This is a genomic window from Catenulispora sp. MAP12-49 (assembly GCF_041262705.1).
Lineage (GTDB): Bacteria > Actinomycetota > Actinomycetes > Streptomycetales > Catenulisporaceae > Catenulispora.
In genome coordinates, this window is sequence record NZ_JBGCCP010000001.1 from 235,044 (window position 1) to 250,684 (window position 15,641).

General features: G+C 71.2%; 13 protein-coding genes. 5 read left to right on the forward strand and 8 right to left on the reverse strand.

Features of this window, described 5'->3' with window-relative positions:
• Positions 1–211 precede the first annotated feature (211 nt).
• Positions 212–1,186, reverse strand: coding sequence for a hypothetical protein (locus ABIA35_RS01040; RefSeq protein ID WP_370356121.1), 975 nt, complete (start codon positions 1,184–1,186; stop codon positions 212–214).
• A gap of 258 nt (positions 1,187–1,444) precedes the next feature.
• Here ABIA35_RS01040 and ABIA35_RS01045 point away from each other — a divergent pair, with 258 nt between their 5' ends.
• Both ABIA35_RS01045 and ABIA35_RS01050 read left to right on the forward strand, forming a co-directional pair.
• Positions 1,445–2,533, forward strand: a complete 1,089-nt coding sequence (locus ABIA35_RS01045; protein ID WP_370339966.1) for a Glu/Leu/Phe/Val dehydrogenase — start codon at positions 1,445–1,447, stop codon at positions 2,531–2,533.
• 467 nt (positions 2,534–3,000) lie between these two features.
• Positions 3,001–3,276, forward strand: coding sequence for a DUF3073 domain-containing protein (locus ABIA35_RS01050; RefSeq protein WP_370339965.1), 276 nt, complete (start codon positions 3,001–3,003; stop codon positions 3,274–3,276).
• Between the two features lie 178 nt (positions 3,277–3,454).
• On the opposite strand, the gene purM is transcribed toward ABIA35_RS01050, so the two are convergent.
• From purM to ABIA35_RS01065, 3 genes are all read right to left on the reverse strand, one after another.
• The gene (gene purM, locus ABIA35_RS01055; RefSeq protein ID WP_370339964.1) at positions 3,455–4,570 is read right to left on the reverse strand and encodes a phosphoribosylformylglycinamidine cyclo-ligase; all 1,116 of its coding nucleotides are present in this window, start codon (positions 4,568–4,570) and stop codon (positions 3,455–3,457) included.
• A 39-nt stretch (positions 4,571–4,609) separates the two neighbouring features.
• Positions 4,610–6,127 carry an amidophosphoribosyltransferase gene (gene purF / locus ABIA35_RS01060; RefSeq protein WP_370339963.1) on the reverse strand — a complete coding sequence of 506 codons (1,518 nt, stop codon included), beginning with the start codon at positions 6,125–6,127 and terminating at the stop codon, positions 4,610–4,612.
• 141 nt (positions 6,128–6,268) lie between these two features.
• The gene (locus tag ABIA35_RS01065; protein ID WP_370356123.1) at positions 6,269–7,036 is read right to left on the reverse strand and encodes a sterol carrier family protein; all 768 of its coding nucleotides are present in this window, start codon (positions 7,034–7,036) and stop codon (positions 6,269–6,271) included.
• A gap of 188 nt (positions 7,037–7,224) precedes the next feature.
• On the opposite strand from ABIA35_RS01065, the gene ABIA35_RS01070 reads away from it, so the two are divergent.
• Genes ABIA35_RS01070 through ABIA35_RS01080 form a run of 3 tightly spaced genes read left to right on the forward strand, consistent with a single transcriptional unit; the run spans position 7,225 to position 9,503 of the window.
• Positions 7,225–7,686, forward strand: a complete 462-nt coding sequence (locus tag ABIA35_RS01070) for a hypothetical protein (RefSeq protein WP_370356124.1) — start codon at positions 7,225–7,227, stop codon at positions 7,684–7,686.
• Positions 7,683–8,672, forward strand: coding sequence for a hypothetical protein (locus tag ABIA35_RS01075; RefSeq protein ID WP_370356126.1), 990 nt, complete (start codon positions 7,683–7,685; stop codon positions 8,670–8,672). The genes ABIA35_RS01070 and ABIA35_RS01075 overlap by 4 nt, the downstream gene beginning before the upstream one ends.
• 30 nt (positions 8,673–8,702) lie before the next feature.
• Entirely contained in the window at positions 8,703–9,503 is an 801-nt protein-coding gene (locus ABIA35_RS01080; protein WP_370356128.1) for a HEAT repeat domain-containing protein, read from the forward strand.
• Positions 9,504–9,517: 14 nt separating this feature from the next.
• On the opposite strand, the gene ABIA35_RS01085 is transcribed toward ABIA35_RS01080, so the two are convergent.
• From ABIA35_RS01085 to purS, 4 genes are all read right to left on the reverse strand, one after another.
• The gene (locus tag ABIA35_RS01085) at positions 9,518–12,103 is read right to left on the reverse strand and encodes a cell wall-binding repeat-containing protein (protein ID WP_370356130.1); all 2,586 of its coding nucleotides are present in this window, start codon (positions 12,101–12,103) and stop codon (positions 9,518–9,520) included.
• Between the two features lie 147 nt (positions 12,104–12,250).
• Positions 12,251–14,614 carry a phosphoribosylformylglycinamidine synthase subunit PurL gene (purL, locus tag ABIA35_RS01090; protein WP_370339958.1) on the reverse strand — a complete coding sequence of 788 codons (2,364 nt, stop codon included), beginning with the start codon at positions 14,612–14,614 and terminating at the stop codon, positions 12,251–12,253.
• Positions 14,611–15,321: a phosphoribosylformylglycinamidine synthase subunit PurQ gene (gene purQ, locus ABIA35_RS01095; protein ID WP_370339957.1), complete on the reverse strand. Its 711-nt coding sequence runs from the start codon at positions 15,319–15,321 to the stop codon at positions 14,611–14,613. The genes purL and purQ overlap by 4 nt, the downstream gene beginning before the upstream one ends.
• A complete protein-coding gene (gene purS, locus ABIA35_RS01100) occupies positions 15,321–15,602 on the reverse strand; it encodes a phosphoribosylformylglycinamidine synthase subunit PurS (protein ID WP_370339956.1) in 282 nt (93 codons plus the stop codon). Before purS ends, purQ begins: the two co-directional genes overlap by 1 nt.
• Positions 15,603–15,641 lie beyond the last annotated feature (39 nt).

A 15,641-nucleotide genomic window follows, 5' to 3' on the forward strand; every position in this document is an offset into this window, starting at 1 on the left:
ACCCGCACCGGCCGGTCGCGGACGTAGGGGCCGATATACGGACAGCTTCACCCCTGTAACGCTGTGTCGATCGAGGACGGCATCAGCTGGTTGCTTCACCCGCCATGCCTGGATTCGACCCCGCGCCCGCGCCGGGAAGCGGTCGGCGAGGTGATCTTGACACGGAGTACCGCTGGCGCGGAAGACCCCTGATCATGCCAAGCGCGCCACGCTAGTTCGCGCGCGCCAGCACCCGTACCGCATCCCACTTAGCGCGATAGCGCAGATACGCAGCGGTGACCCCCGTATCGTCACCCTGAGCCAGGGCGGCGAGACCGTCTGCCACATAACGGACGGAACAGTCCAGGACGACCCCGTCCACCCGCTCCTCGGCACCCAGTGCGTCCTGGGCCACCAGCAACCCCATAAGACCCCCGTAATCGAGCTCGACGACCGAGTGCGGGTGGAACTCCTCCAACCACATTCCCAGCGTCTCCACGGCCTCCACAAGCGGTCCCGCTCCGAGGGCGCGCTTAAGGACTCGCAGCGCCCTGGCACACCGCTTACGCGCCTGACTCATCGCTGTACGGAACTGGAGCGTCACAGCGACGACCTTCTCGTCCCCCGCAGCTCCAGCGGCTCCTGCGGCCCCTGCAGCCCCCTCGGCCGCCTCGCCGCCGGCCCGGGTCCCGCCTCCGCCCCCATCGCCGTCGCCGTCGCCGGTGACCGCGTCCTCCATGCCGAACAGGACCAGCCAACGGATCGGCACCTGCCAGGACGCGGTCAGGATGTGCGGCAGTGCCTCCGGGTCCTCGGCCCACCACCGTTCGTACTCACTGTCGGCGCGCTCCAGGACGCCCCGCGGCCAGAACAGGCGGACGCCGCCGTCGCCGTGGACCGCGCGCAGCTCGGTCAGCGCCAGCCAGGACCGCAGCCGCGACTGCCACGGGCACAGCAGGGGCGTCTGGCCGCTGTCCAGGACGTAGGCGACCCGCGACTCGGTCTCCGGGACCGCGATGGGGGGCACCGCCACCAGGCCGCGCAGGGAGGCGCTCTGCTCCTCCCCCAGCGTCTTCGGCTCCGGGTTCCGCCGGAGCCAGGACTCCCACTCCGCGCGCTCCCCGGCCGGAAAAGCGCTCAGCGGTTCGTACACCCGCAGGTAGGCCATGTAGGGCGCCGGAATCGCGCCGCCGGGGGATGCGCGCACGTAGTGATGCTCTCACCAATGGCGCTCCGGCGCGTCGGCACGGGGCCCACGGACCGAGGACGACCGGTCGTCGTGCGGACCGGTTCCGCGCCACCTACGCCCCTCTCGCCCCGTTCGCCGCCCGACCCCAATAGGCTTCCTCCATACTGCCTCCATCCTCTGGGGAACAGAGCGGGCGATCCCCGCGCAGCCCCGCCAGACGGAGGCCTCTATCACAGCAAGCCTCCCCGACCACCAGTCACCATCAGGAGCAACGCAGTGTCTGACAAGCCTGACAACGACGTCAGCGAGGTATTCGCCAGCGACCACGAGCAGGTCGTGTACTGCCGCGACGAGGAGACCGGCCTGAAGGCCATCATCGCGGTCCACAACACGCTGCTCGGCCCGGGTCTCGGCGGTACTCGCTTCTTCCCCTACGCCAGCGAGCAGGACGCTCTCAAGGACGTCCTGCGCCTGTCACGCGGCATGTCGTACAAGAACGCCCTCGCCGGTCTGGACCTCGGGGGCGGCAAGGCCGTCATCATCGGCGACCCGAACGAGATCAAGACCGAGGCGCTGCTGCGCGCCTACGGCCGCTTCGTGCAGTCCCTCAACGGGCGCTACTACACCGCGTGCGACGTCGGCACCTACGTGCAGGACATGGACATCGTCGCCCGGGAGTCGAAGTTCGTCACCGGCCGCTCCGTGGAGTCCGGCGGCGCCGGCGACTCCTCCGTGCTCACCGCCTACGGCGTGTTCCAGGGCATGCGGGCCTCCGCCGAGCACCTGTGGGGCTCGCCCTCGCTGGCCGGCAAGCGGGTCGGCATCTCCGGCGTCGGCAAGGTCGGGCGCTACCTGATCGGGCACCTCATCGAGGACGGCGCCTCGATCGTCGCGACGGACCCCTACGAGGGTGCGATCCAGTGGCTGCGCGACAACTACGCGCAGGTCGAGCTGGTCTCCTCCACCGAGGAGCTGATCGCGGCCGACATAGACGTCTACGCCCCGTGCGCACTCGGCGGAGCCCTGGACGACACCACCGTCGCCGCGCTCACCGCGAAGATCGTCTGCGGCGCCGCGAACAACCAGCTCGCCCACACCGGCGTGGAGAAGCAGCTGGAGGCCCGCGGCATCCTGTACGCCCCGGACTACCTGGTGAACTCCGGCGGCGTGATCCAGGTCGCGGACGAGATCAACGGCTTCGACTTCGAGCGGGCCAAGCGCCGCGCGTCGGGGATCTTCGACACCACGATGCGCATCTACTCCCTGGCGTCGGAGGAGGGTGTGCCGCCCTCGGTGGCCGCCGACCGCCTCGCCGAGCGGCGCATGCGCGACGTGGGCCGACTGCGGGGCGTATACCTCCCCTAAGGGCGCCCGAGGAATGCTGGACGGGCGGAAAATCGCCGGAGCTCCGAGCCTGACCGCACCGGTGCCTTGCCATGCGCTGCGCTTACGGCAAGCCGCCAGCCCACGACCAACACCGGGTCGAGGGCAGCCGTCCGGCACGCCCAGCCTCGTTCCCGACGAGTTTTCCGTGCGCTACGGCGGCGCTGCCGCCTCGCCAGACCGACCAGCATTCCTCGGGTGCCCTTCGCCTTCCGAAAGGACGCCTCGTCAGATACCCCCGGTGGCGCGTGGCATCGATGCGGGTATAAGCGCTATCGTGGGGTCGTGCCTGTGACACCCGAGTAACGCGGTCGGCTATGCCTGTTCGTGCCGATCAGCCGTATGGCTCGTACCGATCGGTTGGGGAAACAGGTACCGTGAGTTCTCACGACTGACCGTATGACCGGAGCAGGGGCAGACCAGCCCCGATCGTTGAGGGGGTCGAGCCAATGGGGCGCGGCCGGGCCAAGGCCAAGCAGACGCGGGTCGCCCGAGACCTGAAGTATCGCGACGTGGGGACCGATCTCACGCAGCTCCAACGTGAGCTGCAGAAGGACGGCGTACACACCACGTCCAACGGGCATTCCGCCGAGGCACCGTCGCAGCAGGACGACGACGCGGACGACGACGAGTTGTACGCGAAGTACGCCGATGACGACGATGACGACGACTTTGACAGCGAGGACGACGGCGGCTCTGTCCGCAGTCACCACCGCCGCGGTTGAGGCTGGACCGGGCCACCGAGCACCGGTTGAGTAGGCCCGTCCCCCTGGGACGGGCCTTCGTCACGCCTGAAACGGGGGCACACGCGTGAGGCGTGTGGGACTCGTGAGGTAAATGAAGCGCCCCGGCGTTCGATCGCCGAGGCGCCCTTGATGCTTTCCCGGAAACCGGGCCCCGCTACTACGCCGCGTAGTCGCCGTGCAGGGACGCCGCGCCGTCGCCGCCCTTGGCGCCGCCGACGGTGGTCGCGCCCTCGGATGCCACGACCTCGCCGCACACCCAGCTGGGCAGTCCGCGCGCGGCCAGCAGCGCCAGCGCCGGGTCCACCGACTCGGCCGGCAGCACCGCGACCATGCCGACGCCCATGTTCAGCGTCTTCTCCAGCTCCAGCGTCTCCACGCCGCCGAGCCGGCCGACCGTGCCGAACACCGCCGGCGGGGTCCAGGTGCCGCGGTCCAGCCGCGCCTCCAGGCCCGCCGGGATGATCCGGGCGATGTTCGCCGCCACGCCGCCGCCGGTGATGTGCGAGATGGCGTGCACCCCGGGCTCGCCGTCCCGCTCCACGGCCGCGATCAGAGCCAGGCAGTCCAGCGAGTAGATGCGGGTCGGCTCCAGCAGTTCCTCGCCGAGCGTGCGCCCGAACTCGGGCACGTCGCGGTCCAGCTCCCAGCCCGCGACCTGGAAGAACACGTGCCGCAGCAGCGAGTACCCGTTGGAGTGCGCGCCGGAGGAGGCCATCGCGACCAGCACGTCGCCCTCCCGGACCCGCTCGGCGCCGAGCACCTTGTCGGCCTCGACCACCCCGGTGCCGGCCCCGGCCACGTCGTACTCACCCGGCTTGAGCAGGCCCGGGTGCTCCGCGGTCTCGCCGCCGACCAGCGCGCAGCCGGCCAGCACGCAGCCCTCGGCGATGCCCTTGACGATCCCGGCGATCACCTCGGGCACCACCTTGCCGGTGGCGATGTAGTCGGTCATGAACAGCGGTTCGGCACCGCAGACCACCAGGTCGTCCACGACCATGCCGACCAGGTCGCGGCCGATGGTGTCGTGCTTGTCCAGCCGCTGCGCGATCGCGACCTTGGTGCCCACGCCGTCGGTGGAGGTGGCCAGCAGCGGCCGGTCGTACGCCTTCAGCGCGGAGGCGTCGAACAGGCCCGCGAAGCCGCCGATGCCGCCGAGGACCTCCGGCCGCCGGGTCTTGGCGACCCATTCCTTCATCAGCTCGACCGCGCGGTCGCCGGCCTCGATGTCGACGCCGGCCGCGGCGTAGGTGGCGCCGGTGGGTCCAGTGGACATGGTGAATTTCCTTAAATGTGGCGTCAGCCGCGCGCCGGACTACGGCCGCGACAGGGCGTCGGTGCGGGCCAGCGGGTCGACCGCGATCTCCAGGAGGTGCTTGCCCAGCAGCTCCTCCTCCGGCAGCTCGATCGGGTACACGCCGTCGAAGCACGCGCGGCACAGCCGGTCGGCGCTCTGGTGCGTGGCCTCGGTCATGCCGTCCAGGGTGATGTAGGCCAGCGAGTCGGCGCCGATGGACTTGGCGATCTCCTCGGTGCTCAGGCCGTTGGCGATCAGCTCGGCGCGGGTGGCGAAGTCGATGCCGTAGAAGCACGGCCACTTCACCGGCGGGGAGGAGATCCGCAGGTGGACCTCGGTGGCCCCGGCCTCGCGCAGCATCTTGAGCACGGCGCGCTGGGTGTTGCCGCGCACGATCGAGTCGTCCACGACGACCAGGCGCTTGCCCTCGATGACCTCGCGCAGCGCGTTCAGCTTCAGCCGCACGCCGAGCTGGCGCAGGGTCTGGCTGGGCTGGATGAAGGTGCGGCCGACGTAGGCGTTCTTGACGAAGCCCTGGCCGAACGGGATGCCGGACTCCTCGGCGAAGCCGATCGCGGCCGGGGTGCCGGACTCGGGCGTGGCGATGACCAGGTCGGCCTCCACCGGCGCCTCGCGGGCCAGGGTGCGGCCCATCTCCACGCGCGCGGCGTGCACGTTGCGGCCGGCGATCGTGGCGTCGGGGCGGGCCAGGTAGACGTACTCGAAGACGCAGCCCTTGGGCCGGGGCTCGGCGAAGTGCCGGGAGCGCAGCCCGTTCTCGTCCACGGCGATCAGCTCGCCGGGCTCTATCTCGCGGATGAAGCTCGCGCCGACCGTGTCCAGCGCGGCCTGCTCGGAAGCCACCACCCAGCCGCGGTCCAGGCGGCCGAGCATCAGCGGCCGCACGCCCTGCGGGTCGCGCGCCGCGTACAGCGTGGTCTCGTCCATGAACACCAGGGAGAAGGCCCCGCGCAGCTGCGGCAGCACCTCGGCGGCCGCGTCCTCCAGGGTGCGGTCCGAGTAGGAGGCCAGCAGCTCCGTCATGAGCCCGGTGTCGGAGGTCATGGCGTGCTTGTCGGAGGCGCCGGACTTGGTCCGCCGCTCCGCGGCCAGCCGGGCCAGCTCGCCGGTGTTGGTCAGGTTGCCGTTGTGGCCCAGGGCCACGGCACCGTGCGCGGTCGCGCGGAAGGTCGGCTGTGCGTTCTCCCACACCGAAGAACCGGTGGTGGAGTAGCGCGCGTGGCCGATGGCCAGGTATCCCTGCAGGGACTGCAGGGTGGCCTCGTCGAAGACCTGGGACACCAGGCCCATGTCCTTGTAGACCAGGATCTGTTTGCCGTTCGACACGGCGATACCGGCGGATTCCTGGCCGCGGTGCTGCAACGCGTACAGGCCGAAGTACGCGAGCTTCGCGACTTCTTCGCCGGGAGCCCAGACGCCGAAGACACCGCAGGCGTCCTGCGGGCCGGCGTCCTGGGGGTCGAGTTCGTGGGTGAGTCTGCCATCGCCGGGGCGGAAGCCGGAAACGTGGATCACAGCATCGAGTCTATGCCACGGACTGTGATGATCCTTCCGGCCGATACAGCCGCCTATCTGCAAATGTGACGATCCGGGGCGCCGATGAGACCCACGCCACGCGCCGCGGGCCTCACCCCGGCGGCTTCATCCCAGCGGGGTTCATCCCATCAGCGGCAGGAACTCCTTCAGATCCGCCCGCTGCCCCGAGGCCGACACCAGGGCCTCGTCCACGGCCTGGTCCCAGGTCATCCGCCCGGCGGCGAGCCGGATCCAGGTCTTCGGCGCCAGCTCCACCACGTTCGGCGGCGTCCCGCGGGTGTGGCGCGGGCCCGGGACGCACTGCACGGCGGCGAACGGCGGCACCCGCAGCTCCACGGAATTGCCCGGGACCTTGGTCGCCATCGCGTCGGCCAGCTGCCGGACCGTGATCGCCAGCGCCTCGCGGTCGTGCGGGAACTCGATCCCGGTGGACCGCTCCAGGTCGTCGGCGTGCACCGTGGCCTCCACAATGCGCGAGACCAGGAAGTCGTCGAAGCGCATGGGGCCGAAGCGCATGGCGATCAGGTCCTCGTCGCCGTAGCGCTCCATGACCTTCCGGGCCCCGGCCACCTCGTCGGCCAGCACCACGCCGTCCGCGACCAGCTCCCGGGTCCCGGCGTCGACCTGGGCCCTGGCGGTCGGCGTGGCGGTCATCCAGTCGTAGACCTCGGCCTGCGCCCCGGCGACCGGCTCGGCGGCCCGGGCCACCACCGTGTGCACGGTGAAGGCGACGTGCCCGACGAGGGTCTTCACGTCCCAGCCGGCCAGCTTCGACGGCTCGGCGAGCTGCTCGGGGCTCAGGGCGGCCGCGTACCCGACGTGGGCCTGCCACTGGTTCACGATGGCTTGGCGGACCTTGGCGGGGGCGGGGCGGCGGGTCTTGGGCATGCTGCGGAATATAGCGGAGGGCTGAGACGGCCAGGAGGGCCGATTCGGGTGCTTCGGCATGCGGAGGAGTTGGTCGGACGCCCTGCTTCAAGCCCTGTTCCCGGCTCTGGAACAAACTCATCCATTACGGTGAATCGCCCTCGCGATTCGCGGTGATCTGCGCGTTTCGCGACTAGCGTGCTGTCACCGTGATCACCGCCCAGACCTCCGCCCCCGCTCCCGCCGACGCCCCCGGCGCGGCTCCCGAACGCGCGGCGCTGGCCGGTGCGATCGACGCCCAGGCGCACCGCATGGACCAGCTGTCCGCCGCGATCGTGCGGGCCACCGCGCAGGTGACCTGGTCCGGCCGGGCGGCCGAGCGCTTCCGGGCCCGCGCCGCCGAGCGGGCGCGGGAGTGCCTGCAGATGGCGGTGGCGCTGCGGGCCTCGGCGGAGCGCGTGCACGCCGCGGAGGTGGCACCGCTCGCGGCGCAGCCGGGGCGCGCGGGGCACGCCCGGGCGGAAGCCCAGCTCAGCGGTCACGCGCAGGTCGTCGCCGGGATCAGCGGCCTGGTCGGCAGCCGACCCGGCGGCGAGGCGATCGGCGCCGGCCCGGCACTGCGACCGGAGCCGGGGCCCGAGCCGGGACCAGGGCCGGAGCCGGGGCGGTGAGCCAGACGGCGCCGGAAGGCGCCAGCTTCTACGCGCTCGGCCCCGAGTTCGAGTGGCTGGCCTCCGCCTGGGACGGCTTCGCCCGCGAACTGGCCGAGATCAGCAGCACCCTGCGCCACATCGTCGAGGCGGCGACGGCGGATCCGCGGCTGGCCCCCGAGTCCTCGGGCCTGGCGGCCCTGGAATCGGCGACCGACCGGCTGGTCCGCGAACTGGTCGACGACGCCGCCCGCATCCGCTGCACGCAGAGCACCTACGAACAGGCCGACGCGACGGTGCACGCCGCGGTGCCGCCGGTCCACTCCCCGGTCCATTCCCCGGCGCAGCTGCCGCCCGGGCACGGTCTGCCGACGGCGGACGTCCCGGTGTTCGGCGCAGGTGTGGTGACCGGGCATCAGAGCGTCGCCGGCCTGGACGGCGCGGGGCCGTACTCCGGGTCCTCGGAGGATCCCGGGCCCTCCTACTCACCGCCCTCTGCCCACTCCTTCGCACCCTCCTCCGTGCCCGGCGCCGCTCCCGTGCCCGACAGCTCAGGCCTCTGGCGCCCGGCGGTCGCCCAGGACCTCTCCGCGACCGCGCTCGGCACCCTCAGCCGCCTCCGCCGCCAGATGGTCGCCCGCGCCGAGCACTGGGTCGCGCAGCACGTCCCGTACAACCAGGGCGCCTGGCACGAGGGGTACCGCACAGACTGCTCCGGCTTCGTCTCCATGTGCTGGGGACTGCGGGACTCCCTGGTCACCTCGACCATGCCGCAGATCGCGCACCGGATCGCCAAAGATGACCTGCGCCCCGGCGACGTCCTACTGAACACGGACGTCGCCACCGGCCACGTCATCCTCTTCGACCGGTGGGCCGACTACGCGCACAACTCCTATGTGGGCTACGAACTGTGTCCCCAGGGAACGCTGCACCATGTGATCCCGTACCCGTACTACAGCGGGTTCGGCGTATACGAGCCCTACCGCTACAACAATGCAGGTGACTGATCCGCGTCGCGCCCTTAGCGTGGACGCACTATGGCCTGGTTCGTACACCTGACTCCGGAGAAGAACTCCGCACGCGTCCGCCGCTCCGGCCTGTCACCGGTCAGCCGGTCACGCAGTGACGACCCACGCCCCGGTCTCTACTGCACACCGCTCCTGGCGGACTATACGTTGACCTACCAGTGGTCCCGCGAGATCAAGCGCTGGAAGTCGCACCGCTTGGCCGCGGTCCACTTCCGGATACCGGACGACACCACCGTGACGGTCGGCCACTACGGCAAAGCCCCCGAGCAGGTGAGCGCCGCGCAGGCTGTGGCGCGCTTCCTGTCGCTCTCCCCAGAGGAGATGCGCGGATACGAAGTCTTCCTCCCCCGCGGCGTCGCCGCCCAAGAGGTCCGCCGTATCAGGTCCCTCAACCGTCCCGTCGGCTGGCGCTACCGCCCGAACGCCCACGGCCACCGACCCTGCGCCTGCCCGGCGTGCCTGGACAAGGGCGAGTACCGGATCTCCCGCATCCGCGACAGCTCCTCGTACTACGACAAGAGCCACCTCCTGCCCCGCCAAGAAGTCCTGGAGAAACTCCGCACCGCCCACGACGGCCCGGAGATCGTGACACTCCTGGACCACCTCCGAGGACGCGGCCAAGGCGACGTGTTCCGCATCGCGCATCTGGCGGACCACCCCGACCCGGACGTCCGCGAAGCACTCGCCTGGACCCTCTACGGCTTCAACAAAAAGGCCGCTGCGGAGCTCTTCGAAAAGCTCCGCAGCGACCCGGTCAAAGACGTCCGTGAGGCCGCCGGGGCGGACGAGGACGAGGACGAGGAGTCCTGAACCTCTGCCTCATCTCACCCCTCGCGGGAAACCGTCGCCACCTCACCGCCGTGCGCCGTCCGCCCCGCCGAACCTGCCGGCGCACCGGCCGGGGCGGAACCAGCCGCACCGCTCGTGTCAGCCTTCGTCCCGGCGCCAGCCGTTGTCTCGACGCCCGCCGCGTACGCGCCGCCGACGCGCACGTGCCCGGGCAGTCCGATCACTGCGGCGACCTGCTGAGCGATCGTGTTCGGCAGCGCTACGGTGCCGCCCATCAGGAACGCGTCGTACAGGCTCGCCGACTGGCTGCGCAGATACGACAGCATCGCCGGGCTGATGCCGGTGGGGGCCGTCAGCAGCAGCGGGCCGCCGCGCAGGCCGATCATCGCGCCGCCGGACAGGGCGTCCGGCCAGGTGGCGCCGGTGGCCAGGGCCAGGTTGGAGTTGGCGGCGAAGAAGTCCTGCGCGACCATCAGGGACGTCGCGTACCGGTCCGCGCCGGCCAGCTTCAGCCGCGAGATCGTCGTCGGCCAGGCCGGCATCTTGTCGCCCTGGTAGGCCGAGATCAGGGCCGCGTCGCCGGGTCCGCCGATGGTGACCAGCTGGGTGCCGCCCGCCGTCTCCGGGTTCGGGTTCAGCGTCTTGAGGTAGTCCAAGGTCTCCTTCGGCATGGCCCCGCCGTCGGTCAGCAGCACCGGTTGGCCGGTCGCGCCGGCGGCCAGCGCGTCCGGGAACTGCGCGCCGGTCGCGATCATCACCATGCCCGGGCGCGGGTTGATCTGCTTGGCGATGGCGACCGCGGTGCCGTAGCGGGTCTGCCCGGCCAGCCGCACCACCGTGTAGTGCGACAGCGCCGAGGCCACCGCCGGCGACAGCGCCTGCGTCCCGCCGAGCAGGTACACCTTCCCGCCGGGCGCCAGCACGCGCGAGATCTCCGCCTTCACCGCCGGGTCCAGGCCCGCCGAGCCGGTGATCAGCAACGGTGCGTCGGTGCGGACGGCCAGCGCCGAGCCGCCGAGCGCGTCGGCGAAGGTGTCGCTGCGCGCGAGCACGACCGCCCCGGCCGGGATGCGGCCGTCGGCGGCGCCGTGGTTCGCGAAGTTCAGCTGGGAGGTCGCGATCGCGGTCCCGACGCGGTCGGCGCCCCACTCCCGCAGGACGTGGGAGTCCAGGACCGGCGGCGTGAAGTCCGGGTCGTCGGCGTCGGGGATGCTGCCGACCGGACTACCGCCGGCCGCCGGGATCTCGAGGATCTCGTGGAAGGTCTCGTTGGCGTACGCGAGGTACTTCCCGTCCGGCGACCACGCGGGCTTGCTCGCGCCGTTCGGGTCGTGCGACACCTGGGTGACCCCGCTGCCGTCGGCGTTCGCGGTGAAGATCTGCGCGATGCCGCTGCCGTCCGGCCGCACGAAGGCGATCTTCGACACGTCGGGCGAGAACGCCGGCTGCGAAGAGTTCGGGATCAGCTGGCTCGCGCCGCTTCCGGTGAGGCGGTACGTCGAGTGCGCATCGCCGGTGACGCACTCGTAGATCAGCGATCCGTCCGTTTCGAAGCTCGGGCTGTGCTCCTGCTGGCAGGCGGGGCCGGTCGGGAGGCGGTAGGCGTCGCCGGCCGTGGTCCCGTCGGTGTTCTCCGAGACCAGGTTCGCCACAGCGCCGCCGTCGCCTTGGACGAACACGACGACGGAGCCGTCCCAGCTCACCGCCGGCTCGCTGTCCTTGGTCCGCACCCCGGGCACCTCGGTCAGCGGCGCGGCACCGCTGCCGTCCGGATGCACCGTCGACAGGCCCGGGTCCGAGCTGTACAGCAGCCGCGTCCCCAGCGGGTTCCACGCCGTACGGCCCTCGGACTCGGAGGAGACGGTCGCGAGCCGGGGCCCGTCCACGGCCCCGGCCGGCGCGGCGAGGATCGACGTCCCGCGCCGGAACGTCAGCGGCGCGACGGTGCCCTGGCCGGCGGGCAGCGGCTGCCCGGTCGGCGCGCCTGGCGGGACCGGGCCGGTCTCGTTGAAGCGGAACAGGCCGCGGGTCGCCGGACCTCCGTGGCAGGACTGGCTGAACTCCAGCTCCATGCTGGCGACCTGGCTGTTGGGACCGTTGGTCCAGGTCAGGTCGTCGATCTTGACCGTGCCCTTGTCGTCCTCGGCGCCGATCTCGTCGCTCGGGCGGCCGCAGGGCCCGGTGTTGAACTGGCTGAAGTAGAACCAGGGCTGCGTACCGCCGCCGTAGACGATGCCCTCGGTGTTCGTGTACGTCTGCCCGACGGCCCACTGCTGCCCGGACGGCATGTGGAACGAGAACCCGAACGACGTCGGGTCCGAGGTCTCGCCGTTGTGGATCGACTGGAAGCTGATGTCGGACGACGGCGGGATACCCCCGCCGTTCAGGTCGGCATTGGCCATCATCGCGTACCCGGAGCCCTGCTCCACCCCGGTGAACCCGCCGGTGACCATGTCCCCGGCCTGGCCCTCGACCACCAACTCCGTCGCGGGTGCCGCGGCAGCCGCGGCGGTCCCCTTCGGTGCGGCAGTCGCGGCCTGAGCCGACATCGCGGTGTAAGGCGCCGCCCCCAGAACAGCCAAGGCCCCCACAGCCAAGACCGACAATCTCTGCGCGCGCATAGGCGCACCCTCCCCAGGTGAGAATGACGAGCCGAGAGTTTTTCCTGAACGGTATAGCGAAAGGACCCCTGCTGAGCAGGGGTCCTTAGGCGTATCTTCCTACGTCAGGCGTCTACCGATCAGGCGTCTGCCATCAGGCGTCTACTATCAGGCGTCGACGACCGAGTGCCCGAACAACTTCCGGAACGGCGCCTCGTGGGCCGCCCGCAGTTCGGCCATCGGCGCGGTGAACTGCCCCTGCACCTCCAGGGAGTCCCCGTCCACGACGCCCACGCGCGCCACGGGCAGCCCGCGCGCCACGCACATGTCGGTGAACCGCAGCTCCTCGCTGCGCGGCACCGCGACCAGCGCGCGCCCCGCCGACTCGGAGAACAGCGCGACGAACGGGTCCAGCGTGCCGCCGTCCGCGTCCGTCTCCGGCAGGACCAGGCGGGCGCCGTGGCCGCCGCGCAGGCAGCCCTCCACGACGGCCTGCGCCAGGCCGCCGTCGGACAGGTCGTGCGCCGCCGAGAGCATGCCGTCGCGCGAACCGGCGATCAGCACCTCGGCCAGCACCTTCTCGCGGCGCAGGTCCAGGCGCGGGGGCAGGCCGCCGAGGTGGCCGTGGACCTCGTGCGCCCACTCCGAGCCGCCGAACTCGTCGCGGGTGTCGCCGAGCAGCAGCAGGATCTCGCCCTCGCGCTCGAAGGCGCCGCGGGTGCGGCGGTCGACGTCGTCGATCACGCCGAGGACGCCCACCACCGGGGTCGGGTGGATGTTCACGTCGCCGGTCTGGTTGTAGAACGACACGTTGCCGCCGGTGACCGGGGTCCCCAGCTCCAGGCAGGCGTCGGCCAGGCCGCGGCAGGCCTCGGCGAACTGCCACATGACGTCCGGGTCCTCCGGCGAGCCGAAGTTCAGGCAGTCGGTGACGGCCAGCGGCTTGGCGCCGGTGGCGGCCACGTTGCGATAGGCCTCGGCCAGCGCCAGCTGCGCGCCCTGGTAGGGGTCGAGCTTGGCGAACCGGCCGTTGCCGTCGGTGGCCAGCGCCACGCCGAGCGAGGTGCCCGGCAGCGCGGCGTCCAGGCGGACCATGCCGGAGTCCTCGCCGTGGCCCAGGACCGTGTTGCCCTGGACGCGGTGGTCGTACTGCTCCACGGCCCAGGTCTTGTCGGCCAGGTTCGGCGAGCCGACCAGCCGCAGCAGGGTCTCGCGCAGTTCGTCGGCGTTGCCCGGGCGCTTGAGGCGCTCGGCGGTCGGCGCGTCGGCCTGCAGCGCGTCCTGCCACTCCGGCCGCGCGAACGGCCGGTTGTACACCGGACCCTCGTGCGCCAGGGTGCGCGGCGGCACGTCCACGATGATCTCGCCGTGCCACCACATGCGCAGCCGGCCGGTGTCGGTGACCTCGCCGAGCGCGGTGGCGGTGACGTCCCACTTGTCGCAGACCGCCAGGAACGCCTCGACCTTGGCCGGCTCGACCACGGCCATCATCCGCTCCTGCGACTCCGACATGAGGACTTCCTCAGGGGTCAGCGTCGAGTCGCGCAGCGGCGCCAGGTCCAGCCGCACGTCCATGCCGCCGGTGCCGGCCGCGGCCAGCTCGGTGGTGGAGCAGGTGAGCCCGGCCGCGCCCAGGTCCTGGATGCCCACGACCAGATCGGCCGCGAAGATCTCCAGGCAGCACTCGATGAGCACCTTCTCCATGAACGGGTCGCCGACCTGCACGCTGGGGCGCTTGGCCGGGCCGTCCTCGTCGAAGGTGGCGCTGGCCAGCACCGAGGCGCCGCCGATGCCGTCGCCGCCGGTGCGGGCGCCGAACAGGATCACCTGGTTGCCCGGGCCCGGGGCCTTGGCCAGCTTGATCTCGTCGGCCCGCATGACGCCCACGCACAGCGCGTTGACCAGCGGGTTGCCCAGGTAACAGGGGTCGAAGACGATCTCGCCGCCGATGTTCGGCACGCCCAGGCAGTTGCCGTAGCCGCCGATCCCGGCCACCACGCCGGGCAGCACCCGCGCGGTGTCCGGGGCGTCGGCCGGGCCGAAGCGCAGCGGGTCCATGACGCCGATCGGGCGGGCGCCCATGGTGAGGATGTCGCGGACGATGCCGCCGACCCCGGTCGCCGCGCCCTGATAGGGCTCGACGTAGGAGGGGTGGTTGTGCGACTCGACCTTGAAGGTGACGGCCAGGCCCTCGCCGACGTCCACGACGCCGGCGTTCTCGCCCGGGCCGACCAGCAGCGCGGCGGTCTTCGGGGCCTTCTCGCCGAACTGCTTCAGGTGCACCCGGGAGGACTTGTAGGAGCAGTGCTCGGACCACATGACCGAGTACATGGCCAGCTCCGAGGAGCTGGGACGGCGGCCCAGGATCTCGCGGACGCGCAGGTACTCATCCTCGGTCATGCCGAGTTCGCGGTACGGCTGCTTCACGTCGGGGGTCTCAGAGGCCTTCGCGACGGTGTCGAACGAGACGGCGGTGTCTACGAACACATCCGTCGTATCGAACACGTTCTCGGAGGAGTTGCCGGTGCTCATGCGGAAACCAAGCTCTTGAGGATCGAGGTGAAGAACGGCAGGCCGTCGGTGCCCGGGCCCGGATGCGGGCCGGTCAGGTCGTCGATGGCGTACTCGGGGTGCGGCATCAGGCCGACCACGTTCCCGGCGGCGTTGGTGATGCCGGCGATGTCGCGAAGCGAGCCGTTCGGGTTGGCGGTACTGTGCTGATTGTCGTCAGAGACGTAACGCGCCAGTACGCGGCCCTCGGCCTCCAGCGCGTCGAGCGTGTGCTCGTCGGCGACGAAGCGGCCGTCCATGTTCTTGATCGGGATGACCGCCTCGGCGCCGGCCTCGTAGTCCGAGGTCCACGCGGTGCGGTTGTTCTCGATCCGCAGGGTGACGTCGCGGTTGATGAAGTGCAGGTCGCCGTTCCGGATCATCGCGCCTTCCAGCAGGTGCGCCTCGCACAGCACCTGGAAGCCGTTGCAGATGCCCAGGACCGGCAGCCCGCCCCGGGCCGCGTCGATGATCGTGTCCATCACCGGGGAGAACCGGGCGATGGCGCCGGCGCGCAGGTAGTCGCCGTAGGAGAAGCCACCGGGCAGCACGACCGCGTCCACCTGGTGCAGGTTCTGCTCCTTGTGCCAGAGCGCCACCGGCTCGGCCCCGACGGCCGCCGCGGCGCGCAGCGCCTGCTGGTCGTCCAGGGTGCCGGGGAAGGTGACGACGCCGATGCGCGCGGGCATCAGGCGTTCTCGCTGCTCTTCGTGTCTTCGGCGTCGGACGACAGCACTGTGACCTTGAAGTCCTCGATCACGGTGTTGGCGAGCAGCTTCTCGGCCATCTGCTCGGCGGTGGCCCGCAGGGTGGCCGGGTCGGCGTCCGCGAGCTCCAGCTCGAAGCGCTTGCCCTGGCGGACGTTGGTGACGGAGTCGAAGCCCATGCGAGGCAGTGCGCGCTGCACCGCCTGGCCCTGGGGGTCGAGGATCTCGGGCTTGAGCATGACGTCGACGAGGACGCGGGCCACGGGTTCTCCCATTCGCTTCAGCCGCGGCACGTCCGCGCC

Coding starts and splice junctions, on each gene's coding strand:
- purQ (WP_370339957.1), bottom strand. CDS start 15,321: ATGCCCGCGCGCATCGGCGTCGTCACCTTCCCCGGCACCCTGGACGAC.
- ABIA35_RS01050 (WP_370339965.1), top strand. CDS start 3,001: ATGGGGCGCGGCCGGGCCAAGGCCAAGCAGACGCGGGTCGCCCGAGAC.
- ABIA35_RS01080 (WP_370356128.1), top strand. CDS start 8,703: ATGGCCTGGTTCGTACACCTGACTCCGGAGAAGAACTCCGCACGCGTC.
- purM (WP_370339964.1), bottom strand. CDS start 4,570: ATGTCCACTGGACCCACCGGCGCCACCTACGCCGCGGCCGGCGTCGAC.
- ABIA35_RS01065 (WP_370356123.1), bottom strand. CDS start 7,036: ATGCCCAAGACCCGCCGCCCCGCCCCCGCCAAGGTCCGCCAAGCCATC.
- ABIA35_RS01085 (WP_370356130.1), bottom strand. CDS start 12,103: ATGCGCGCGCAGAGATTGTCGGTCTTGGCTGTGGGGGCCTTGGCTGTT.
- purL (WP_370339958.1), bottom strand. CDS start 14,614: ATGAGCACCGGCAACTCCTCCGAGAACGTGTTCGATACGACGGATGTG.